Source organism: Pseudomonas sp. IT-P258, assembly GCF_949767825.1.
Lineage (GTDB): Bacteria > Pseudomonadota > Gammaproteobacteria > Pseudomonadales > Pseudomonadaceae > Aquipseudomonas > Aquipseudomonas monachiensis.
The window spans coordinates 59301-81286 of record NZ_CATKPU010000011.1 but is presented as its reverse complement, the minus strand read 5'-3'; the positions used below and the strand labels follow the sequence as shown (position 1 = coordinate 81286).

The 21986-nt window shown below is 62.7% G+C and carries 23 protein-coding genes; 14 read left to right on the top strand and 9 right to left on the bottom strand.

Features of this window, described 5'->3' with window-relative positions:
- The first annotated feature begins 8 nt into the window (after positions 1-8).
- From ACM6G4_RS00405 to ACM6G4_RS00385, 5 genes are read left to right on the top strand one after another with little or no spacing between them, the layout of a single operon-like run.
- On the top strand, positions 9-791 hold the full coding sequence (locus ACM6G4_RS00405) for an SDR family oxidoreductase (protein WP_414912761.1): 783 nt from the start codon (positions 9-11) through the stop codon (positions 789-791).
- 2 nt (positions 792-793) lie between these two features.
- On the top strand, positions 794-1252 hold the full coding sequence (locus ACM6G4_RS00400; RefSeq protein ID WP_056722432.1) for a MaoC family dehydratase: 459 nt from the start codon (positions 794-796) through the stop codon (positions 1250-1252).
- 29 nt (positions 1253-1281) lie between these two features.
- Positions 1282-2484 (top strand): acetyl-CoA C-acyltransferase, encoded by a 1203-nt coding sequence (locus tag ACM6G4_RS00395; RefSeq protein WP_056722430.1) that lies wholly within the window; start codon positions 1282-1284, stop codon positions 2482-2484.
- Positions 2485-2874 carry a steroid Delta-isomerase gene (locus tag ACM6G4_RS00390; protein ID WP_223541413.1) on the top strand — a complete coding sequence of 130 codons (390 nt, stop codon included), beginning with the start codon at positions 2485-2487 and terminating at the stop codon, positions 2872-2874. It abuts the gene before it with no gap.
- Positions 2871-3305 carry a nuclear transport factor 2 family protein gene (locus ACM6G4_RS00385; RefSeq protein WP_414912760.1) on the top strand — a complete coding sequence of 145 codons (435 nt, stop codon included), beginning with the start codon at positions 2871-2873 and terminating at the stop codon, positions 3303-3305. The genes ACM6G4_RS00390 and ACM6G4_RS00385 overlap by 4 nt, the downstream gene beginning before the upstream one ends.
- A gap of 73 nt (positions 3306-3378) precedes the next feature.
- On the opposite strand, the gene ACM6G4_RS00380 is transcribed toward ACM6G4_RS00385, so the two are convergent.
- Positions 3379-3876: an SRPBCC family protein gene (locus tag ACM6G4_RS00380; protein ID WP_414912759.1), complete on the bottom strand. Its 498-nt coding sequence runs from the start codon at positions 3874-3876 to the stop codon at positions 3379-3381.
- 113 nt (positions 3877-3989) lie between these two features.
- Positions 3990-4760, bottom strand: a complete 771-nt coding sequence (locus ACM6G4_RS00375; RefSeq protein ID WP_056722422.1) for an SDR family oxidoreductase — start codon at positions 4758-4760, stop codon at positions 3990-3992.
- A 158-nt stretch (positions 4761-4918) separates the two neighbouring features.
- Between ACM6G4_RS00375 and ACM6G4_RS00370 the strand changes: the two genes are divergently transcribed.
- Genes ACM6G4_RS00370 through dmpG form a run of 4 tightly spaced genes read left to right on the top strand, consistent with a single transcriptional unit; the run spans position 4919 to position 8525 of the window.
- A complete protein-coding gene (locus tag ACM6G4_RS00370; protein ID WP_414912758.1) occupies positions 4919-5761 on the top strand; it encodes an alpha/beta fold hydrolase in 843 nt (280 codons plus the stop codon).
- Complete coding sequence (locus tag ACM6G4_RS00365; RefSeq protein WP_056722418.1) at positions 5758-6549, top strand: fumarylacetoacetate hydrolase family protein; 792 nt, start codon at positions 5758-5760, stop codon at positions 6547-6549. Before ACM6G4_RS00370 ends, ACM6G4_RS00365 begins: the two co-directional genes overlap by 4 nt.
- Before the next feature lie 19 nt (positions 6550-6568).
- Positions 6569-7477 (top strand): acetaldehyde dehydrogenase (acetylating), encoded by a 909-nt coding sequence (locus ACM6G4_RS00360; RefSeq protein WP_056722416.1) that lies wholly within the window; start codon positions 6569-6571, stop codon positions 7475-7477.
- Positions 7478-7490: 13 nt separating this feature from the next.
- Positions 7491-8525 (top strand): 4-hydroxy-2-oxovalerate aldolase, encoded by a 1035-nt coding sequence (gene dmpG, locus ACM6G4_RS00355; RefSeq protein ID WP_223541595.1) that lies wholly within the window; start codon positions 7491-7493, stop codon positions 8523-8525.
- Between the two features lie 65 nt (positions 8526-8590).
- Here the strand turns inward: dmpG and ACM6G4_RS00350 are convergent, their stop codons facing one another.
- From ACM6G4_RS00350 to ACM6G4_RS00335, 4 genes are all read right to left on the bottom strand, one after another.
- On the bottom strand, positions 8591-8758 hold the full coding sequence (locus ACM6G4_RS00350; RefSeq protein WP_177336459.1) for a hypothetical protein: 168 nt from the start codon (positions 8756-8758) through the stop codon (positions 8591-8593).
- A gap of 203 nt (positions 8759-8961) precedes the next feature.
- On the bottom strand, positions 8962-9510 hold the full coding sequence (gene nudE / locus ACM6G4_RS00345) for an ADP compounds hydrolase NudE (protein ID WP_414912757.1): 549 nt from the start codon (positions 9508-9510) through the stop codon (positions 8962-8964).
- Positions 9511-9597: 87 nt separating this feature from the next.
- Entirely contained in the window at positions 9598-10728 is a 1131-nt protein-coding gene (locus ACM6G4_RS00340; RefSeq protein ID WP_056722410.1) for a helix-turn-helix transcriptional regulator, read from the bottom strand.
- 135 nt (positions 10729-10863) lie between these two features.
- Positions 10864-11907, bottom strand: a complete 1044-nt coding sequence (locus tag ACM6G4_RS00335; protein WP_056722408.1) for a Rieske 2Fe-2S domain-containing protein — start codon at positions 11905-11907, stop codon at positions 10864-10866.
- Between the two features lie 146 nt (positions 11908-12053).
- On the opposite strand from ACM6G4_RS00335, the gene ACM6G4_RS00330 reads away from it, so the two are divergent.
- The 3 genes from ACM6G4_RS00330 to ACM6G4_RS00320 are packed head-to-tail and all read left to right on the top strand — an operon-like array spanning position 12054 to position 14912.
- Entirely contained in the window at positions 12054-12893 is an 840-nt protein-coding gene (locus ACM6G4_RS00330) for an SDR family NAD(P)-dependent oxidoreductase (RefSeq protein ID WP_414912756.1), read from the top strand.
- Positions 12880-13806 (top strand): alpha/beta hydrolase, encoded by a 927-nt coding sequence (locus ACM6G4_RS00325; protein WP_414912755.1) that lies wholly within the window; start codon positions 12880-12882, stop codon positions 13804-13806. Before ACM6G4_RS00330 ends, ACM6G4_RS00325 begins: the two co-directional genes overlap by 14 nt.
- The gene (locus tag ACM6G4_RS00320) at positions 13803-14912 is read left to right on the top strand and encodes a 3,4-dihydroxy-2-butanone-4-phosphate synthase (protein WP_414912754.1); all 1110 of its coding nucleotides are present in this window, start codon (positions 13803-13805) and stop codon (positions 14910-14912) included. Before ACM6G4_RS00325 ends, ACM6G4_RS00320 begins: the two co-directional genes overlap by 4 nt.
- 144 nt (positions 14913-15056) lie before the next feature.
- On the opposite strand, the gene surE is transcribed toward ACM6G4_RS00320, so the two are convergent.
- From surE to ACM6G4_RS00305, 3 genes are all read right to left on the bottom strand, one after another.
- On the bottom strand, positions 15057-16034 hold the full coding sequence (gene surE / locus ACM6G4_RS00315; protein ID WP_414912753.1) for a 5'/3'-nucleotidase SurE: 978 nt from the start codon (positions 16032-16034) through the stop codon (positions 15057-15059).
- Between the two features lie 79 nt (positions 16035-16113).
- Positions 16114-17493 carry a DUF1329 domain-containing protein gene (locus tag ACM6G4_RS00310; RefSeq protein ID WP_160389981.1) on the bottom strand — a complete coding sequence of 460 codons (1380 nt, stop codon included), beginning with the start codon at positions 17491-17493 and terminating at the stop codon, positions 16114-16116.
- 23 nt (positions 17494-17516) lie between these two features.
- Positions 17517-19094, bottom strand: coding sequence for a DUF1302 domain-containing protein (locus tag ACM6G4_RS00305; protein WP_414912752.1), 1578 nt, complete (start codon positions 19092-19094; stop codon positions 17517-17519).
- A gap of 264 nt (positions 19095-19358) precedes the next feature.
- On the opposite strand from ACM6G4_RS00305, the gene ACM6G4_RS00300 reads away from it, so the two are divergent.
- Positions 19359-21101 carry an FAD-binding protein gene (locus ACM6G4_RS00300; RefSeq protein WP_414912751.1) on the top strand — a complete coding sequence of 581 codons (1743 nt, stop codon included), beginning with the start codon at positions 19359-19361 and terminating at the stop codon, positions 21099-21101.
- Positions 21098-21976, top strand: a complete 879-nt coding sequence (locus tag ACM6G4_RS00295) for an SDR family NAD(P)-dependent oxidoreductase (protein ID WP_414912750.1) — start codon at positions 21098-21100, stop codon at positions 21974-21976. Before ACM6G4_RS00300 ends, ACM6G4_RS00295 begins: the two co-directional genes overlap by 4 nt.
- The last annotated feature ends 10 nt before the right edge of the window (positions 21977-21986 follow it).

Below are 21986 nucleotides of genomic sequence, written 5' to 3'. Positions count from 1 at the left end.
GAGAGTTCATGTCTGTACCTCAATATGTTGAAGGTCGCGGCCTGCTGCGCGGCAAGTCGGTACTGATTACCGCCGCCGCCGGTGCCGGGATCGGTTTTTCCGCCGCCGTGCGCGCTGCCGAAGAAGGCTGCCGTGCGTTGATGATCAGCGATATCCACGAAGGCCGGTTGGCCGAGGCGGTGCTGAAGATCCGCGAAACCACTGGGCTGCAACAGGTGTTCGGCCAGGTCTGCAACGTTGCCGACGAAGCTCAGGTGCAACAACTGATCGCCTGCGCCGAGCGTGACCTGCAAGGCGTCGATGTGCTGATCAACAACGCCGGGCTTGGCGGCTCGCGCTTGCTGGTGGACATGGCCGACGAAGAGTGGAATCGGGTCATCGACGTGACGCTCACCGGCACCATGCGCATGACCCGCGCCATGCTGCCGAAAATGATGGGGCGGCGTGCCGGGGTGATCGTCAACAACGCCTCGGTGCTGGGCTGGCGTGCGCAGAAAGAACAGGCGCACTACGCCGCCGCCAAGGCTGGCGTGATGGCGCTGACCCGCTGCGCAGCGGTCGAGGCGGCCGACTACGGCATCCGCATCAACGCCGTCAGCCCGAGCATTGCCCTGCACGATTTCCTGCGCAAATCCGCGCCCCAGGCGGTGCTCGATCAACTGGCCGCCAACGAAGCGTTCGGCCGCGCCGCCGAAGTCTGGGAAGTGGCCAACGTGATGATGTTCCTGGCCAGCGACTACAGCTCCTACATGACCGGCGAAGTGTTGTCGGTGTCCAGCCAGAGGGCGTGACCATGCCACGTATTTTCGACACACCGATGGCCTTGTTCGACGCCGTGGGCGAATCACTCGGCGCCAGTGACTGGCTGTTGCTGGAACAGGACCGAATCAACCAGTTCGCCGATGCCACCGGCGATCACCAGTGGATTCACGTCGATCCGCTCAAGGCCGCCAGCGGCCCGTTTGGTACCTGCATCGCCCACGGCTACCTGAGCCTGGCGCTGGTCAATCTGTTCTTGCCGCAGATCGTTGAGGTCCGCGGCCTGGCCATGGGCGTCAATTACGGTTGTGAGCGGGTGCGCTTCCCCTCGGTGGTGCGCGTCGGCTCGCGGGTGCGCGGCAGTGCGCAACTGATCGCGGTCGAGGAAGTGAAAGGCGGCGTGCAGGCGACCATCCGTGTCAGCGTCGAAATCGACGGCGAGGAACGTCCAGGCGTCGTGGTCGACACCATCAGTCGCTATTACCCGGCCTGACCTTCAACAGCATTTTCGAGGAATCCAGCATGAAAGAAGCCGTCATCGTTTCCACCGCCCGCACTCCGATCGGCAAAGCCTTTCGCGGTGCGTTCAATGACACCGAAGCGCCGCAACTGGGCGGCCACGTGGTGCGCGAAGCCGTGCGCCGTGCCGGCATCGAGCCGGGTGAAGTGGACGACGTGATCATCGGCGCCGCGGCGCAGCAGGGTACGCAGTCCTATAACCTGGGCCGCCTGTGCGCGATTGCCGGCGGCTTGCCGGCGTCGGTTGCCGGGATGGCCGTCGAGCGCCAGTGTTCGTCGGGCCTGATGAGTATCGCCATGGCCGCCAAAGGCATCATGTGCGACGAAATCGACATCGCCGTGGCCGGTGGCCTGGAGTCGATTTCCCTGGTGCAGAACAAGCACAAGAACCTGTATCGCAACCAGTCGGCTTCGGTGATTGAGCTGGACCCGCACGCCTATATCCCGATGATCGAAACCGCCGAGATCGTCTCCGCGCGCTACGGCATCTCCCGCGACGAGCAGGACGAATACAGCTATCAGAGCCAGCTGCGCACCGCACAGGCCCAGAGCGCCGGGCGCTTCGACCGCGAGCTGGCGCCGCTGACCAGCCGCAAGGCCCTGTTCGACAAGGCCACCGGCGAAACCCGTTATGAAACCGTCACCTTGCTGCGCGACGAGTGCAACCGCATCGACACCAGTCTCCAGAGCCTGAAAGCGCTGGAGCCGGTATGGCCGGGCGGGCAGTGGAGCGAAAAGGGGCGTTTCATCACCGCCGGCAATGCCTCGCAGTTGTCCGATGGCGCGTCGGCTTCGGTGTTGATGAGCGCGAAAATGGCCGAGAAACGTGGCCTCGAACCGCTGGGGATCTATCGCGGCATGGCTGTCGCCGGCTGCAATTCCGACGAGATGGGCATCGGCCCGGTGTACGCCATCCCCAAGCTGCTCAAGCGCCACGGCCTGACCATGGACCACATCGGCCTCTGGGAGTTGAACGAAGCGTTCGCCTGTCAGGTGCTGTACTGCCGCGACACCCTGGGCATTCCGGCCGAGCGCCTGAACGTCAACGGCGGGGCGATCTCCATCGGCCATCCGTTTGGCATGTCCGGTGCGCGGATGGTTGGTCACGCGTTGGTCGAAGGCCAGCGTCGCGGCTTGCGTTACGTGGTGGTGAGCATGTGCATCGGTGGCGGCATGGGCGCTGCTGCTCTGTTCGAGGTGGTCTGAATGATCAGCGCACAACATATCCAGGCGACCATGGCTCGCTATGTGGAACTGGTGGATGCCAGCGACATCGAGGGCATCCTCGCGCTCTACGCCAAAGACGCCACCGTTGAAGACCCGGTCGGCCAGGCGCCGTTGCAGGGCATCGACGCCATCGCGCGCTTTTACCGTGAAGGACTGGGTGCGATGAAAGTCTCCGCAACCCGCACCGGCCCGGTGCGCGCGACACTCAACGGTTGCGGGGCGATGCCGTTCCGGGTCGACATGGAGTGGGGCGGGCAACCGTGCTCGCTGCATGTGATCGATGTGATGGAGTTCGACGCCGACGGTAAGATCCGCTCGATGAAAGCCTACTGGAGTGAAGTTAACGTAACCGCGCGAGGTGCAGCATGAACCTGGAGCAGCGTATCGCCCGCCTGGAAGCGCTGGAGGATATCCGCCAGCTCAAGCATCGCTATCTCAACGCCTGCGACCTCAAGCAGGTCGAGGTGATTGCCGATTGCTTTGCCGAAGGTGCAGTGCTGATCGATTATGGGCCGTTGGGAATCTTCCGCGAGCGCGACAGTTTTGTCGCGCTGTACCGCGAACTGGCTTGCCATGAGCGGGTGATCGACCTGCATCACGGCGCCAACCCGGAAATCGAAGTGCTGAGCGAGGATCAGGCCCAGGGCCGTTGGGCCCTGTGGTATTTCAACCTGGATGGCGAGAGCGGGGCGACGCGGCAGTTGGGTGGGTTCTATCAGGACCGTTACCAGCGTATCGCCGGCCAATGGAAGATCGTCGCCACCCATTTTACCGCTCACTCGGAAGTGGCGCGTTCCTGAAGGCGGCTCACTCCCGAGGTGGCCCCTGTGGGAGCGGGCTTGGTCCGGGCGGCGATCCGACGAAGGCGGCGTGTCAGGCGACATCAATGTTGGATGCGCTGACAGCCATATCCGGATTCTGCGTTCGGCCGGTTTCGTAGTAAGCCTTGAGGTTCTCGGCAATCTGCTGCACGACCTTGTTGAAGGACTTGGCCAGCAACCTTTCAAACAGCCTGCCACCGCGCAGGCTGTAATTCATTTGCAGGGTGATGCGGGTCGCGTTGCCATCGGCTTGCAAGGCATAACTGAAACTCGCCTGGCGAAAAGGAAAGGGCGAGTCATTGCCGCCCTTGTGCAACCGCAACACGAACCCCGTGCCTTCCTGCCACTGCACCACGCTTTCATCCAGATACTGACCGCCCTTGCGCAACACCCGGCGACTGGTGCCAAGGCCTTCCATTGCGCCTGGATGAAACTGGCAACCGGTCAGGCCCGGCACGTAGTGCGGGGCGAGGCTCAGGTCGCGCAGTTTGGCCCAGACGGCTTGAGGTGGGAGATCGAGCAAAACACTGTGGCTGGCGATTGCGGGCATGTCGGAATTCCTCTTGTTATTTGAATGCTTGAAAGATCGCAGCCTCGTTTTACTCGACAGCTCCTACAGAGATTGAGGTTCAATTGTAGGAGCTGCCGAAGGCTGCGATCACTTCAGGATTGGGCCGCGTCGAGAAACGCCGGGCGTTCGCCCGCGCCATGCACCGCAATGTCCGCGCCGCTGACGTAACGGGCCAGCTTCGAGGCCAGGTACAGGCAGGTGTCGCCAATGTCTTCCGGGGTCGCCAGTCGTTGCAATGGAATGGTCGCCGCCACCCGGGCAATGCCCGCGTCGTCACCATAATGCATGGCCGCCTGCTCGGTGAGAATCAGCCCGGCGGTGACCGCATTGACCCGCACCTTCGGTGCCCATTCCACCGCCAGCGAGGTGGTCAGGTTCAGCAGTCCGGCCTTGGCCGCGCCATAGGCGGCGGTGCCGGGGGAAGGGCGGGTGGCGCTGACGCTGCAGATGTTGATGATCGCACCGCCGTCGGCCTGGGCCTGCATCACCTCGTTGGCCTGCTGGCACAGGTTCAGCGGTGCGATCAGGTTCAAACGGATGATTGCCTCGCTGAAACGCGGCGAGGCGGTGGCCGCGTCGGCACTCGGCGAACCCCCGGCGTTGTTGACCAGCACATCGAGGCGACCGAAACGCTCGACGATTTGTGCGATCAAGCGCCCGGACTGTTCGACGTCGCGCAGGTCGCAGGGCACGAACAGCGCCTCACGCCCGGCACTGGCAGGCAGGGTTGGCGGGGCTTCGCGACCGCAAATCACCACTTCGGCGCCACAGTCCAGAAAGCGCTGAGTAATGCCGCGTCCGACACCTTTACCACCGCCGGTGACCAGTACCACTTTGCCGCGAAAGTCCATCGGATCAAGCATGGGAGTTCTCTTTTTGTCGCTCGGGAATGCCGTCGATGCTAGGTCCGCAGCCTTGTGCAGGCCAACGTCCAAAGGGACTAGGTAGTCTTGTCGGACGATGTTGATCACCCGGCCCCTCGGAATAATCCCGCTACAACAACAGGCCGGGAGGACACCTTATGGGCGCTTCAGCGCAAGGGCACTTCGTTACGCTGCCGGATGGTTTGCAGCTGCACTACAAAGACATCGGCGGGCAAGACACCGGCAACGGCGAGCCGGTGATTTTTATCCATGGCAGCGGGCCGGGCGCCAGCGGTCACAGCAACTTCAAGCAGAACTACCCGGTGTTCGCCGAGGCCGGTTACCGGGTGATCGTCCCGGATCTGCCGGGCTACGGCGCTTCGGACAAGCCTGACACCCTTTACACCCTGGACTTCTTCGTCGCGGCCCTGAGCGGCTTGCTCGACGCCCTGGATATCCAGCGTTGCGCGCTCATCGGCAACTCATTGGGCGGCGCGATCGCGATCAAACTGGCCCTCGACCAACCGCAGCGTGTCAGCCGTCTGGTGCTGATGGCGCCCGGTGGCCTGATGGAAAAGGAACAGTATTACCTGCAGATGGAAGGCATCCAGAAAATGGGTGCGGCCTTCGCCAAGGGTGAGCTGAACGACGCGGCGGGCATGCGTCGCCTGCTGGCCCTGCAACTGTTCGATGAAAGCCTGATCAGCGACGAAACGGTCAACGAACGGGTGGCGGTGGTGCAACAGCAACCGGTGTGTGTGCTGTCGACCATGCAGGTGCCGAACATGACGTCGCGCCTGGGTGAGTTGCAGTGCCCGATCCTCGGTTTCTGGGGCATGAACGACAAGTTCTGCCCGTCCTCCGGTGCCCAGACCATGCTTGAGCACTGCAGCAACATCCGTTTCGTGATGCTCAGCGAGTGCGGGCATTGGGTCCAGGTCGAACACCGTGACTTTTTCAACCGCCAGTGCCTGGCGTTTCTTCTGGAGGCCCGCGGATGAGCGTGCAATTGCGCCGTGAGTTCGGCGAAGAGCTTTATCAGGCGCTGCTCAGCGGCTCCACCCTGGCGCCGCTGACCGAGCGTTGGCCGTCGATCAGCATCGAAGACGCCTATCACATTTCCCTGTACGCGATAGAGCGTCGGGTGGCGGCCGGTGACCAGATCGTCGGCAAGAAAATCGGCGTGACCTCGGCGGCGGTGCAGCAAATGCTCAACGTGCATCAGCCGGATTTCGGCTTCATCACGCGGCAGATGTCGTTCGATGACGATGCCCGGATTTCCCTGTCCGCCAACAAACTGATCCAGCCCCGTGCCGAGGGCGAGATCGCCTTCAAGCTCAAGCATGACCTGGTCGGCCCCGGCATCACCGAAGCCGACGTGCTGGCCGCCACCGAATACGTGATGCCGTGCTTCGAGATCGTCGACTCGCGGATTCACGACTGGCGCATCCGCATCCAGGACACGGTCGCTGACAACGCCTCATGCGGCGTATTCGTGCTGGGCGACAGCAAGGTCGACCCGCGCGAGCTGGACCTGCCGAATTTGCGCATGCGCGTGTTCAAGAACGGTGAGCCCCTGAGCGAAGGCCTGGGTTCGGCGGTGCAAGGCAATCCGCTGACCGCCGTGGCCTGGCTGGCCAACACCCTGGGTGCCTTCGGCATTCCGTTCAAGGCCGGGGAAATCATCCTGTCCGGTTCTCTGGTACCGCTGGAACCAGCCCGTGCCGGTGACCGTTTTGAACTGACCATTGATGGCCTGGGCAGTGCCCGGGTGTCTTTCTGCGCCTGACTTTTGGAGTTTTAACCTAATGAGCAAAAAACTCAGAGCGGCCATTATCGGCCCGGGCAATATCGGCACCGATCTGCTGATGAAAATGTGCCGATCGCAATGGATCGAGCCGGTGTGGATGGTGGGTGTCGACCCTGAATCCGAGGGCCTGAAACGTGCTCGGGAAATGGGCATCAAAACCACCGCCGGCGGTGTCGACGGCTTGCTGCCCCACGTCCTCGACGATGACATTCGCATCGCCTTCGATGCCACCTCGGCCTACGTGCATGCGGAGAACAGCCGCAAGCTCAATGAACTGGGCGTGATCATGATCGACCTCACGCCAGCAGCCATCGGCCCGTACTGCGTGCCGCCGGTCAACCTCAAGGAGCACGCGTCGAGCCTGGCGATGAACGTCAACATGGTCACCTGCGGTGGCCAGGCGACCATCCCGATGGTGGCGGCGGTGTCGCGGGTGCAGCCGGTGAGCTACGGCGAAATCGTCGCGACGGTCTCTTCCGGTTCGGTCGGCCCGGGCACGCGGCAGAACATCGACGAGTTCACCCGCACCACGGCCGGTGCGGTGGAGAAGATCGGCGGCGCCCGACGCGGCAAGGCAATCATCGTGATCAACCCGGCCGAGCCGCCGTTGATGATGCGCGACACCATACACTGCCTGACCGATGACGAACCGAACCAGGACGCGATCCGCACCTCGGTGCTGGAGATGGTCCGCGAAGTGCAGCGCTATGTGCCCGGCTACAAGCTGATTAACGGGCCGGTGTTCGATGGGCGAAAGGTGTCGATTTTCATCGAGGTCGAAGGCCTCGGCGATTTCCTGCCCAAGTCCGCCGGCAACCTCGACATCATGACCGCCGCCGGATTGCGCACGGCCGAGATGTTCGCCGAAGAAGCCCACAAGGGCACCCTGCAACTGCCCGTCCGTTGAGTGGAGAATCCCGATGAATTTGCAAGGTAAGAGCGTCCGTCTGCACGACATGAGCCTGCGCGACGGCATGCACGCCAAACAGCACCAGATCAGTATTGAGCAAATGGTTTCGGTGGCCACCGGTCTCGATGCGGCCGGTGTGCCGCTGATCGAAATCACCCACGGCGATGGCCTGGGTGGTGCGTCGCTGAACTATGGCTTCCCGGCTCACAGCGACGAGGAGTATTTCTGCGCGGTGATCCCGCAGATGAAACAGGCCAAGGTCTCGGCCCTGTTGCTGCCGGGGATCGGTACCCTCGATCACCTGAAGATGGCCCATGAACACGGCGTGTCGACCATTCGTGTCGCCACCCACTGCACCGAGGCGGACGTGTCCGGCCAGCACATCGGCATGTCAGCGAAGATGGGCCTGGACACCGTCGGCTTCCTGATGATGGCGCACATGGTCAGCCCGGAGAAGTTGCTGGAGCAGGCGCGCCTGATGGAGAGCTACGGTGCCAACTGCATCTACTGCACCGACTCGGCCGGCTACATGCTGCCCGATGAAGTCACACAAAAAATCGGGGCCCTGCGTGCCGGCCTGAACGCCGGGACCGAAGTCGGTTTCCACGGGCATCACAACATGGGCATGGCCATCGCTAACTCCCTGGCCGCCATCGAGGCCGGTGCTGCGCGCATCGACGGCTCGGTCGCGGGCCTTGGCGCGGGGGCGGGTAATACGCCGCTGGAAGTGTTCGTCGCGGTGCTGGAGCGGATGGGCGTCAATAGTGGCGTGGACCTGTACAAGATCATGGACGTGGCCGAAGACCTGGTGGTGCCGATGATGGACCAGCCGATCCGCCTCGACCGCGACGCACTGACGCTGGGTTACGCCGGGGTCTACAGCTCGTTCCTGTTGTTCGCCAAGCGCGCCGAGCAGAAGTACGGGATTGCTGCTCGCGAGCTGCTGGTGGAACTGGGCCGACGCGGAACCGTAGGTGGTCAGGAAGACATGATCGAAGACCTGGCGCTGACCCTGTCGCGGGCCAGGGGGGTACTGCCGACCTGATTATTGCGGCAACGAAAAAACCACCGATGATTCGGTGGTTTTTTTATGGCCGGTGGAAACCGTGTTCAAGGCAGCAGATTGCGCACCACGGGCGGATAGCAATTGATCGCCGTGCTCGAACAGCTGAAGTAGGCGGTGGTCGGTCGGTAGGCTTCGTTCTTGAACAGCTGGCACAGACTGGTGGAAGCACCCGCACAGAGGATGATGAACAGAGCACAAGTAGATTTGCGCATGATGGGTCTCGACACGGTTTTATTGTTGTAGAGACAGGTTATGGCGGTGGAGGGCGAGCGGCTTCGTCCGAATGGACTAGGGATCTGTGCCTGGCCAAAATCCCCTGTAGGAGCTGCCGAGTGCAACGAGGCTGCGATCTTTTGATTTTTAGAGCAAGGTCAAGAGATCGCAGCCTGCGGCAGCTCCTACAAAAAATTGAGCATCAGCCACGGCGTGCTATGGCGCCCATGGCCATGAACAGCGCCGCAATCGCCCGGGCTTCATGCAGGTCGCCGCGGGCCACGAGTTCGGGGATTTGCGCCAGTGGCACGCTCAGGCATTCCAGGGGTTCGGGTTCGTCACCTTGCAGTTGGCAGGGGCTCAGTTGTTCGGCCAGTACCACCCGGTAGCGATGGCACAAATGCCCCGGTGCCAGTGTCAGCTCGCCCAACTCGGTGAGGCGGGCGGCGCGCATGCCGACTTCTTCGCTGAGCTCGCGCTGCGCCGCCTGCAGATAGTCTTCGTCGGGCTCGGCGCCACCCTTGGGCAGGCCGAGGATGGTTTTTTCCACACCGACCGCGTATTCACGCACCAGCAGCACATGCGCAGGATCGGGCATCGCCACCAGCATCACCGAGCGATAACCGGTGCCGCGCAGGCGTTCGTAGACCCGCTGCTGGCCGTTGCTGAATTGCAGGTGCAGGGCTTCGATCTGAAAGTGGCCGCTTTGCGCCAGCAGTTCAGTCTTGAGGATGGTTGGGCAGTTGCGCATGGGGCAGTCCCCTGTTTGGGATAAAGACACTGTGCGCTGTACAACGGGAGCCGCCATCGTCCGAGCGGACGAGGGCGGCAATGAGGGTCAGCCGAGGGTCGCCACGCTGCGCAGGATCAGGCGCACCAGCATGGTCTGGCGGGTCACGCCGGTCTTGGAGAAGGTCGAGCGCAGGTGCGCCCGGGAGGTGTTGCGGCTGATGCCCAGCTCTTCCGAGGCTTCATCGAGGGTCAAGCCGTTCGCCAGCAACATCGCCAGCTGGGTTTCCGCCGGGGTGAAGTCGAACAGTGCGCGGACTATATCCTGGGGCGCGGTGGACTGCTGCTCCGGGTCGCTGATGAAAATCACCACGGTGGGGCACTGCTTGCCTTCGCTCCAGTCGCTCAAGGGCACCGAGCGCACGATGATCCCCAGATCCGCTTTGCCGGACGGCCGCTGTACGCGCAGGGCTTCAACCACTGATGGATTGCCGCTCTTTTGCGACAGCAGCGACTGCTTGACCAGTCGGCGGAACTCCTGGGTGTCCCGGGCGGTACCGACCTGCAGGCCATCGTTGACCAGTTTGATGCCGTCCTTTTCCTGGATCAGCCGGTCGGCAACCTGGTTGGTCTGCAGCACCTTGCCGGACTCGTCGAGGATGATCGTGCCAACCGCCATCTGGTTCACCGCGCCGGCGTACAGGTTGCGCTCGGCTTCGATGCGGTTGAGTTGCATGTGGATCTTGATCGAGCGTTCCAGGTGCGGGATGAAATGCGTGAGCATGGCCTTTTCTTCATTGCCGAAAGGCTTGTCGTCACGCCCGCGACTGATGCGAATGCGGCACTGGGCGCCGTCGACAGTGTTGATGTCGGCACCGAGGATGTGGAACACGTCCACCGGTTCAAGGAAGTTCTTGTAGAACTCGGAGTTCTGCCAGTCGTCGTTGGAGACGAACTCGGCGAGGGTCACGACCTGGCGGTTGGGCAGGTCGACAAACGGATCGAGGCTGAAAAAGTGCTTGTTATACGACGCGGTCGCCTCGGTCGAGGTACCGGTGGTGTTGACCATCAGGCCATCCACATGGGCGCTGGGCGGACGCAGGATGAAGGTCACGTACTTGCTGTTCAGATGCACATTGAGCTGGTTGAGAAAAGTCGCCCAGGGAATGGTTTCCAGCGGCCCCTGATAGAGGTTGCCGAGCAAATCACTGAACGTATCGAGGCTGAGGCTCTGCTGCATAGGGAAAACCGTTTTTATTATTAGCGTTGGCGGTGGCCGAGAATAAGCGCCGGTATCGACTCCTTGCAACGCTCGGGCTCAGGGCCTGACCGGCGGCTGCCGCTCAGGCCCGGGGCTGGCGAAAAGCCGCTGATGTCAGACCCGTTCGCTGGCGCGCACGACAAACTTCTTGTGTTCGGCAACGTCCGCCGACAGCGCCTGGACGTCGGTGTAGAACTGCTCGTACCAACGGCGCAACTGATAGACCGGACCGTCGCCGTCACACAGCAGCGGGTTGTCGACGCGGGTCTTGCTGTGCCAGATGGCCACGTCTTCGTAGAAGGCTGCCTGCGCTTGCGCCACGTAGGCCTTGGCCATTGCCTGGTTCTGCTCTTCGCTGAGCCCCGGGATCTTCTTCACCAGCACGCCGTAGCGCAGGGTGAAGCTGTCGAGGTCAATCGGCACGTGACAGTTGAGCAGGATCGAATGGATTGGCTGGCCGTTCATGGCGCCGTTCATTTCGGTGATCTGATAGGCCGGGCCGAAATAGGTGGCTTCGGTGGTCAGCACGCTGTCACCGGACAGGCGCTCACTGCGGGCGCGCATGATCTGGGTGGCCAGGTGGCCCTGGAAAATGTTGATGAACTCGTCGACCGGCGCGCCATGGACGGTGCCGAAGTGCGCCATGTCGGCGATGTTGTCGATCAGTTCGCGGCAGTTGGTGCCAATCTGCAGTTCGGCGACTTCCCACTCCGCCCATTCGTCGCTGTAGCAGGCGTCGATGCGCGGAATGCGTTGTTCCGGCAGCGGCGGGTTGCCTTCGGGGTCGTTCCAGACGAACAGCAGTTGGTTCTCTTCCATGATCGGCCAGCTCTTGATCCTGGCCCGTGGCGGGATGCGCTTGGCATAAGGGATGTCATCGCACACGCCATCGGCGCCCCAGCGCCAGGCGTGGAAGGGGCAGCGGATCGAGTTGCCTTCAACGCAACCGGTGCTCAGGTCGGCGCCCATGTGCGGGCAGTAGCCATCAAGAATATGCAGATCGCCGTCTTCACCCTGGAACGCCACCAGACGGGTGCCGAACACCTCCAGGCGGTGGGCCTTGCCGTCGCGGTATTGCGCGGCCAGGCCCAGGCAATGCCAGCCACGGGCGTAGCGGTCTTCCAGCAGTTTGGCTTCGATGCGGTGCAGGGTACTCATCTTATTATTCTCCCAAGGGATCACGGGGTTGGCGCATGTAACGGATTCTGCCGCCCCTGTAAAAGCGGGCATCGTCTGAATGGACGATGGCTGCTTCAAGTAGGCCCGCTCTACTGGCGCCATTAGACCCATGGCAGGAGTTGGCGATGAGTAATGAACAAGGGCCGGTAGCGGTGATTACCGGAGCCGCCAGTGGTATTGGCCGTGGCCTGGCCGAACACGCGGCGTCGCTGGGCATGCGCCTGGTGCTGGCGGATCGGGATGCAGCGGGCTTGCAAACCCTGTGCGATGAATTGACGGCCAGTGGTGTGCAAGCGATTGCCTGCGTCACCGATGTCGGTGATGTGAAGCAGGTCGAGCGCTTGCGTGACCGGGCTGTCGAGCACTTTGGCGGGGTCGACCTGCTGTTCAACAACGCCGGGGTGATGCAAACCGGCTTCAGCTGGGAAATTACCGAGGCGCAATGGCAGCGCATGCTCGACGTCAACCTCAACGGCGTGATCAACGGCATTCGCAGTTTCGTGCCGTTGTTGCTCAGCCAGGGCCGGGCCGCCCATGTGATCAACACGGCATCCCTTGCCGGGCTGGTCAGCAGCCCGCTGATGGCGCCATACAACGTGACCAAGCAGGCGGTGGTTGCGCTCTCGGAAACCCTGCATTACGAACTCGCCATGATCGGTGCGCCGGTGTCGGTTTCGGTGCTGTGCCCGGGACCGGTGGCCAGTGAAATCATGGCGTCGAACCAGGTGGTGGACAGCGCCGGATCCGACTTCAGCCAGCTGCTCGACAGCACCATTCGCCAGGGTATGACCCCGGCGGAACTGGCCGCGCAAGTGTTCGCCGCCGTCGCGCAAAAACGCTTCTGGATCCTGCCCCACAAGGGTTTCAAGCCGGCCCTTGAGCGCCGGGTACAAAGCATCCTGGGCGAGACCAATCCGCAGTTTCAAATGGCCGACGTAGAGGACGATGCCCATGCCGCTCGATAAGCAGATCGCAGGAGTGCTACAGCAGTTTCGCGACATCCCGGAGCCCGATTTCAGCCAGGTCGATGCGGCTCAATACCGGCAGTTCTCCGACAACCTGCTGCCGGCCATGCCCGGCGAACCGATGAGCGAAGTGCGCGACCTGCGGGTGGCCGGCGCGGACGGTGAACTGGACGCACGGCTGTACCGGCCATCGGAAGAACCCGACCTGCCGTTGCTGGTGTTTTTCCATGGCGGCGGATTTGTCATGGGCAACCTCGATACCCACGACAATCTCTGCCGCTCGCTGGCCCGCCAGACCGAGGCGGTGGTGGTGTCAGTCGCCTACCGACTGGCGCCGGAAAGCAAGTTTCCGGCTGCACCTCTCGATTGTTATGCGGCCACTTGCTGGCTGGTCGAGCACGCAGCTGAACTGCGCGTCGATGGCAGCAGGCTGGCTGTGGCCGGGGACAGCGCCGGGGGCAATCTGGCGCTGGCGGTCAGTCAGTTGGCGGCACGACGCCAGGGGCCGAAGATCAGTTATCAGTGCCTGTTTTATCCGGTCACTGACGCCGGTTGCGACAGTCAGTCCTTCGAAGACTTTGCCCAGAGCTATCTGCTTTCCGCCGGGATGATGCGCTGGTTCTGGCAGCAGTATCTGCAAGATGTCGGGCAGGTGGAGGATCCATTGGCCTCGCCGTTGCGCGCCGAGAGCCTGGCGGGATTGCCGCCAACGACCCTGATTACCGCCGAATTCGATCCGTTGCGCGATGAAGGCGAGGCAATGGCCGAGTGCTTGCGCGAGGCCGGCGTACCTGTGCGCGTACAGCGTTGTGACGGCATGATCCACGGCTTTATCAGCATGGCGGCATTCGTCGAAGGGGCGGCACAGGCCTTGTCCGATGCGGCGGCCGACCTGCGCGGGGCACTCAAATGAACGACCTGGCTTTCAACACGGTGCCGCAACTGATCGAGGCCATCGGCGCCGGTCGGATGGTGGTGATCACCGACGATGAACACAACGGCGAAGGCTCGTTGCTGATGGCCGCCGAACAGGCCGGGGCCGAGGCTGTCACCTTCATGGCGGTGCAGGCACGCGGGCTGATTTGCCTGGCCCTGACCGAGCAGCGCTGCCGCGCACTGGGCCTGGACCTGATGGTGCCCAACTCCCGGGCGCAACATGGCGTGGGTTTTACCCGCTCGATCGAAGCCGCCACCGGGGTGTCCACGGGCATCTCGGCAGCGGACCGGGCGCGGTCGATCCTGGTGGCGGTCGACCCGGCCAGCGTTCCGACGGACCTGGTGCAACCGGGGCATATCTTCCCGGTGCAAGCCTTGCCCGGTGGCGTGATGCAGCGGGCCGGCCATGTCGAGGCCGCTTGCGACCTGACGCGACTGGCGGGGTTGCAGCCGGCGGCTACCCTGGTGGGCATCCTCAACGAGGACGGCGAACTGGCCCGTGGTGCCGAGCTGCATGACTTCGCCCAACGCCATGGCTTGCGGATCGGCACCATTGCCGACCTGATTCACTATCGCATCCTGCATGAAGGCACGATCGAACGCGGCGGCGAATATCCGTTGCAAACCCGCCACGGCGAGTTCCAGGTGACCACCTATCAGGACACCTACCAGGGCTCGCTGCACCTGGCGTTGGTCAAGGGCCGGATCGACAGCACGCAACCGGCGCTGGTGCGGGTGCAAAGCATCGAGACGTTGCGTGACGTTCTTGGGTGTGAAAATGAAGGCGGGCCGCAGCAGTGGACCCTGGAGCGTTCGCTGGCCAGTATCGCGGCGGCCGGTAGCGGTGTGCTGGTGCTGCTGGCGCAAAAAGAATCCGCCGAGGGCGTGCTCGAACAACTGCGTCAGCGCAGTGGAGGCAAGCACCGGGCACCACAGTTTCCGCAACGGACCCTGGGCATCGGCGCGCAGATCCTGCGGGACCAGAACGTGCGCAAAATGCGCCTGATGAGCTCGCCGGTGCCGTACACCGCTGTTTCCGGGTTTGATCTGGAAGTGACGGAGTTCGTGCCGTTTCAATCGTGACTTGAATTGACATACACCTGTGGCGAGGGAGCTTGCTCCCGTTCGGCTGCGCAGCAGTCGTAAAAATCTTACGGCCGCTTCGCGCCCGAGCGGGAGCAAGCTCCCTCGCCACATGTTTGTATTTTCCACAGGTTCCGGGTTGGCTTAAGGCTTGATGCCTCGCAATATCCTTTTCGCCTGATCCTGCATCGCCTGCGGCGCGGTCATGTTGCCGTCGATCACGGTGACCACCGCGTGGCCTTGCCACAGTTGATAGGCATCGGCCTGTTGCTGGGCTTCGGTGGGTGTCGGCGGTGGGGCCAGGTTAACGTGGACCACGCCGTCGGCGCCGCGCTGTGAGGTGAAGTTCACGCGGTCCCAGTTGCCGATCGGCGCAAAGCTTACGTCTTTGACATCTTCGGGTTTCAGGGGTGGGTAGTTGAGGTTCAAGCCGCTGACACCGGGCAGGCCGAGCACGTTCAAATCACACTGATGTTTGTTCCTGGCGCAGGCCTGTCTGGCCTCAGTACCGGCCTGGCTCGCCTGTTCGATGACCTTCACGGCAAAGCGCGCCGTGTCATCCATCGCGCCCAACGTCTTGCGATAACCGGCCTGCTGGTCGCGGATGATCAGGTCCATGTCGATGGCCGTGGACACCGCCACCGCCGGAATCCCCTTGAACATGGCGCGCACGGCAGCGTTGAGGGTGCCGGACATCTGCGTCAGCGGGCCCACGTTTTCGCCGAAGTTGCTGCCGGACACCACCAGGTCAGGCGGCGAATCCTTGAGGATCACGTCGAGGCCGACATTCACCGCATCCACCGGCGTGCCGATGGCAGAGGTCTTGCCGGCGGGCGGGGTGTAGCCTTCCGGCGGGCCGACACAAAACCGGCCCGGCGCCAGTTCGGTCACCGCCAGGGTCTGCCCGGGTACGACCACGCTGGCGGCGCTGATGCCGCTGCTGTCGTTCAACGGGCCGACCAGGGTGACTTTATGCCCGGCAGCAGTCAGGGCGCGGTACATCGCGTCGATGCCGGGCGCGCGGCAACCATCGTCGTTGGTCAGCAGGATGTTCAGGGCGTTGGCTTGCAGCGACAGGCCAACGCTGGCCATGGCGATGATGCCGGTGAGGAGTTTGTTCATGGTGCAGTCTTCCGTGGAAGGAGCGGATTTTACAAAGCACAACGCCCCGACCGAATGATTCGGTCGGGGCGTTGTGAGTTTAGCGGGTGCCGAGTTTGCGCAGGTTGCCAGGGGTGAATTCGTCTTCGGTGAAGGCGGTGGCGTTGAGCTTGGCCGGTTTCTGATCGATCAGCATCCGGTCAACCAGATACGAGCCGGCGATCAGGTCGTGGTAGATCCCGAGGCGAGCGTGGTAGCGCTGCATCTCGTAGGCGTAGATCGAGGTCTGCATGTTGGTACGCCACAATTGGCCACGGCTGTCGTAATTGTCGGCCAGGGTCGCGGCCCAGGTGTCCTCGTCCAGGTACATCACACGCTTGGCGTACACGTGGCGGGCACCTTCCTTGAGGGTGGCTTGCAGCACCCAGACGCGGTGTTTTTCATAGCGCATGTACTGCGGATCGATATGACCGGTGGTGGCCAGAATCTGATCGGTACTTACGCTCGGGTCATCGATCTTGTAGTTGTGATAAGGAATGTAGATTTCCTTTTTGCCGACGATGGTCCAGTTGTAGCGATCCGGTGCACCGTTGAACAAACGGTCTTCGTCGTACACGCGAAAACCTCCCGCGCCGGTCGGCGAGTCGTAGCCCACGGTCGGTGCGCGACGTACCCGGCGTTGACCGGGGCTGTACTGCCAGGCCTGGCGCGGGGAGGCGGTCGGGTTGATGAACTCGTGCCCGACGACGATTTCACCTTTCTTGCGCACCGGTTCCAGCGTGGTGATCAGGAAGTTGGTGAGGATGCCGTTGGATGTCTCCAGGGTTCTGTCCGGGTTGGACCAGATCGAGAAAATCTTGTAGTTGACCTCTTCGAGCACTCGCTCCTTGTTGGAGTACACCACGGCCTGCCGGTAGTTGGCCTCTTCGGCGGCGGCACGGCCGGCGAGGGTGTGGTTGAACATCAACTCGCTGCCGTTTTTTGGAATCGGGAACGGCGAACCGGCCCAGGCGTTTTTCGTGTCGTTGTTGTCGTTGGCCAACTCGGCGTTGACTGCGTTGTGCTTGACCGCCTCGACCAGTTTCGGGTCAACGCGGAAGTCGCGGTGGCTCGGGTACACCGGGATCTTGAAGGTGTCGGGGTAGCGTTTGAGCAGCGCCTTCTGGCCATCGGTGAGGTTGTCGGCGTACTTGTCCATGTTCTTGGAGTCGATCACGAACAACGGTTTTTCCGCTGCATAGGGGTCCGGGTATGGCGTGCCGGGGCCGTCAAACTTGAGGCCTGGCGGCAGGCCGAGCCATTTGCCGGACCAGGCCGGAATGCTGCCGTCGGCGTTGCCGGCCTTTTCGGCGCCCATCGGGGTCAGGTCCTGGCCCAGGCGTGCGGCTTCTTCGGGGCTGACCTTGGCGTAGGCCAGGCCGCTGCCGAGCAGGCCGACGGTCAGCGCGGTGCTCAATAATGTTTGGGTGAATCTGGACATGCTGTGCTCCTCCGATTGGGGAATCAGAACCGGTACTTGAAGTTGAGCGCGACGTTGTCGCGATCGGCCAACGGGCTGTTGTTGGCGCTGCCGAGGTAGGCGTTGTAGCGGGCCTCGACGGTGAAGTTGCCCAGGTAGCGCCACGAGCTGCCGATGCTGGCGCGGTTATCGTTCTGGCCGGCGTTGATCGAGCCGACCATCGAGCTGTCGCCGTGGGCGGCGGCGCTGAAGGTGACAGGCACCGACATGTCCCATCCGCTGAACACGTCGTTGTAGTCAAAGTTCGCCTGCACCGTGTAGCCCCAGGCATCGCGGTCATAGACCAGGCTGTCGGTTCCCGGCAGCGCGAAGCCCGGTGCCAGGGTCACCGGCTGCGACTTGTCGTTGCTGACCACAGTGTTGTAGACCAACTCGCCGGTCAGGCTGGTGTTGTCGGCGAAGGCGGTCGGGCCGAGCACGTAGATCATCGACGTTTGCGCTTGCACGGTCTTGCCACGCACGGGGCTGGAGAAGCCGTTGTCGACCATCACCGGCGTGCCGTCGCGGTAGCTGACTTCACCGGCCCAGCTGACGTCGCCCAGCACGGTGGCGAAGCTCGCGCCGAACAGGTCGATGTTGTCGAAGTAGCGCACCTGGTAGCGGCCCAGGTTCGTCGCGAAATCCAGTGACGGCGTTTTGTCGTGATAACGCGAGTAGAAGAGGCCGAACTCGGTGTTGTTCAACGACTCGGCGGCGTAGGTGAAGGCCACACCGTACTGGCCGCTGTCGCTCGGCTTGTCGTCCTTCATACGGGTGACGAAACCGGAGGCGTCGTTGAAGCCGCCCTCGTCGATGAAGTCGGTGGTGGAGAAGTAGCTACCCACGCCGAACAGCTCGGTCTTTTCCCACTTGTATTGGTAGTAGGCCTGGATACCCAGGCTTTCGGTCAGGGCGAACTGGGTGAACAGTTGGCCGACCGGCAGCAGGATTTCCTTGACCTCGACGCCCGGGGTGGTCGCCTTGGTCGCGTCCACCGGGCTCTGGGCCGCGGAAATGCCCGGATAGAACAGGCTCTCACCCCAGCTCACCACCTGGTTACCCAGGCGCGCGTTGAAGGCATGGCCGCTCAGGTCCCAGGTGCCATAGGCGTAGTAATCGAGCATGCGCAGTTCATTGCGGTGCTGGTCGATGGTGTCCTGGGAGAAGCGGTCAGGCTTGCTGCAATGGCCGCCGGCGAAGCAGTTGGAAGTGCCGGTGGTGTTGTCGTTGTCCTGATCGTAGACGTTGTCGTAGAAGCCCGTCGCCCGCACGAACACGCCGTAGTCGTCTTGCCACTTGATGTTGGCTTCGGTGAGAAAGCCACTGCGGTTGTTGATCAGGCTGCCTTTATCGAACGCGTTGTCGCCGTCGTTGCCGTTAGCATTGGCGGTCAATTTGTGATCGCGAGATTCGGTCCGCCAGGCGAGGCTGTACGTCAGTGTGGTGTCCCAGTCGATGCTCAAGTCTTCGCTTGGCTGAAAGCTCATGGCGTTAACGTGAGCGCTAAGTCCGCCAGCCAGCATCAATAGAACAAGCTGTGTGCGAGTGTGCTGTGTTGGTGGGGCGATTATTGTTTTTATCATGTCGTCCTCATGGCCCAGGTCAGACCTGCCCGACCTGCATTTCAGGGGGGATTGGTGTTGTGGGCGACTATGGAGTCACGACTTGCGCGCAACATCGTCCAAGCGGACTAAGCGATTTGTACGGGGTGGCAGCAGGCCTGGCCTTAGTCTTATCGGACGATGAACACCCGGCGCGCGCGGCGAACAATCCCGAGACCGACTGCACCGGGCGAAGATCCGGCGGTGGCGGTTTCTGCCTGATGGGCGCTGAACAAGGGTGATCGCATGAACGCTGCCGGGATCAAATGGGACGAGTGCTGTGATGTGTTGGTGATTGGCTCTGGGGCCGGAGGCATGACCGCTGCGCTGCGCGCCCACGACCTGGGCCTCAATGCGCTGCTGATCGAAAAGAGCGGCGAGTACGGCGGCACCTCGGCGGTGTCCGGCGGCGGCATCTGGATCCCCAACAACCACCGGATCAATGCGATCGGCGGCAGTGATTCGGCGGCCGAAGCGATTGCCTACATCCGCGCGGTGACCCATGGCGAGATCGACGACGGGCGTATCGAAGCCTATGTCGAGCATGGCCGGGAGATGGTCGAGTACCTGGAACAACACACCCGCGTGCGCTTCGAGGCGCAACCGCGCTATGCCGATTACTACCCGGAAGTCGAGGGCGGAAAACCGGGCTATCGCTCGATGGATCCACAACCGTTCGATGCCGCCGAACTCGGAGAAGAATTCTTGCGCATGCGCGCACCGTCCCCTGGCACCCTGATGATGGGGCGCATGGCGATGACCATGAAAGAGGCGCAAGTGCTGCTGTGCCGTGGCACCGGCTGGTTGCGCCTGACCCTGCGGGTGATGTGGCGTTATTGGAAGGACCGCGAAGGCCGGCGCTTGTCCCGCCGCGATCGTTTCCTGACCCTGGGCAATGCCTTGATCGGTGCCTTGCGCTGTTCGTTGCAGGATCGCGGCAAGTCGCTGTGGCTCAACTGTGCGCTGGAAGAACTGCTGCTGGTCGGTGACCGGGTTGGTGGGGCGCGGGTCAATCGCAACGGTCAGTTGCTCAACGTCAAGGCACGCTATGGGGTGATCATCGCCGCCGGTGGTTTCGAGCGGAACCAGGCGATGCGCGAGCAGTACCTGCCGCAGCCGTCCCGGGCGAACTGGAGTGCTACGCCGCCCAACAATACCGGCGACGGCATCCGCGCCGGCCAGGCCCTTGGTGCGCGGACCGCGTTGATGGAGCACAGCTGGTGGGCGCCGACCACCTACGTCAAGGGTGAAGAAAAACAGCGTGCGCTGTTCGTTGAACGCACTCTTCCGGGGTGCGTGATGGTCAACGCGGCGGGGGAGCGTTTCGTCAACGAAGCCGCGCCCTATACCGATATCGTTTACGCGATGTACGCCAACAACCGCGAAGGCGCCGCGAGCGTGCCGTGCTGGATGGTGTTCGACGCCGAGTTCCGCCGCAAATACCCGTGTGGCGCCTTGTTGCCGGGCTATGCCCAGCGCGATTGGCAGTTGCCCGAGCATTTGCGTGATTACTTCCACAAGGCGTCGAGCCTGGAAGAACTGGCGACGAAAATCGGCGTCGACGCTGGGGGGTTGATGCGCACCGTGCAGCGTTTCAACGGCATGGCCGTGGAGGGCGTCGACGAGGATTTCCACAAGGGCGAATCGCTGTTCGACCGCTACTACGGCGACCCGAACGTGCAACCCAATCCGTGCCTGGCGCCGTTGCTCAAAGGGCCGTTCTACGCCGTGCGCATCGACGCCGGCGACATCGGCACCAAGGGTGGCCTGCTGACCGATGTGCACGCCCGCGTGTTGCATGAAGACGGCGAACCGATCAACGGCCTGTACGCCATCGGCAACAGCGCCGCCTCGATGATGGGCCGCACCTATCCGGGTGCCGGTTCGACCATCGGCCCGGCCATGACCTTCGGTTACCTGGCCGCCAATCACATCAAGCGCCAGAGCGAAACCGCTTCGGCGAAAACCTTGTTCGGGAGTGTCGAATGAACAACCAGCATCCACTGATCGCCGTAGTGACCGGTGCCAGTCGCGGAGTCGGGCAGGGCATTGCCCTGGCCCTCGGGGCGACGGGCATGACGGTGTATGTCACCGGTCGTGCCCCGGCGCAGGGCGGATCGAATTTGTACGGGCATGCCTTGCGCGGTTCGCTTGCGGACACCGCCGCGGCGATCACCGCCGCCGGTGGGCGCGGTATCGCGGTGGTCTGTGATCACGCCGATGACGCGCAGGTTCAGGCGCTGTTCAGCCGTGTGGAAGACGAGTGCGGGCATCTGGATCTGCTGGTGAACAACGCCGCGTTCATCCATGACCGGTTGATCGAGCCAGGGCCGTTCTGGGCCAAGCCGCTGGAGCTGGTGCGCATTCTCGACGTCGGTCTGCGTTCGGCCTACATCGCCAGCTTCTACGCCGCGCCGTTGTTGCTGAAAAGTGCCCAGGGGCTGATCTGCTTTACCTCGTCATTCGGCGCCGGCTGCTACATGCATGGCCCGGCGTACGGCGCGCAAAAGGCCGGGGTCGACAAGCTGGCAGCGGACATGGCCATCGATTTTGAGGGGCAGGGCGTGGCGGCGTTGTCGCTGTGGCTCGGCCCGCAACTGACCGAACGCACGAAGATTGCCGGCGAGCAGCATGGAGAGCAGTACCAGGCATTCCTGGCCCACGCCGAAACCCCGCAATTCAACGGGCGGGTGATTCATGCCTTGCTCAATGATCCGCAGTTGATGGCGTTGTCCGGGCAGACCCTGATCACCGCCGAAATCGCCCCTGGCTACGGCATCAGCGAAGCCGAAGGCCGCCAGCCACCGTCCCACCGTGCCATGCTCGGCGACCCGCGCCAGCAGCATCCGGCGCGGGTGGTCTGAAACAAGCAAA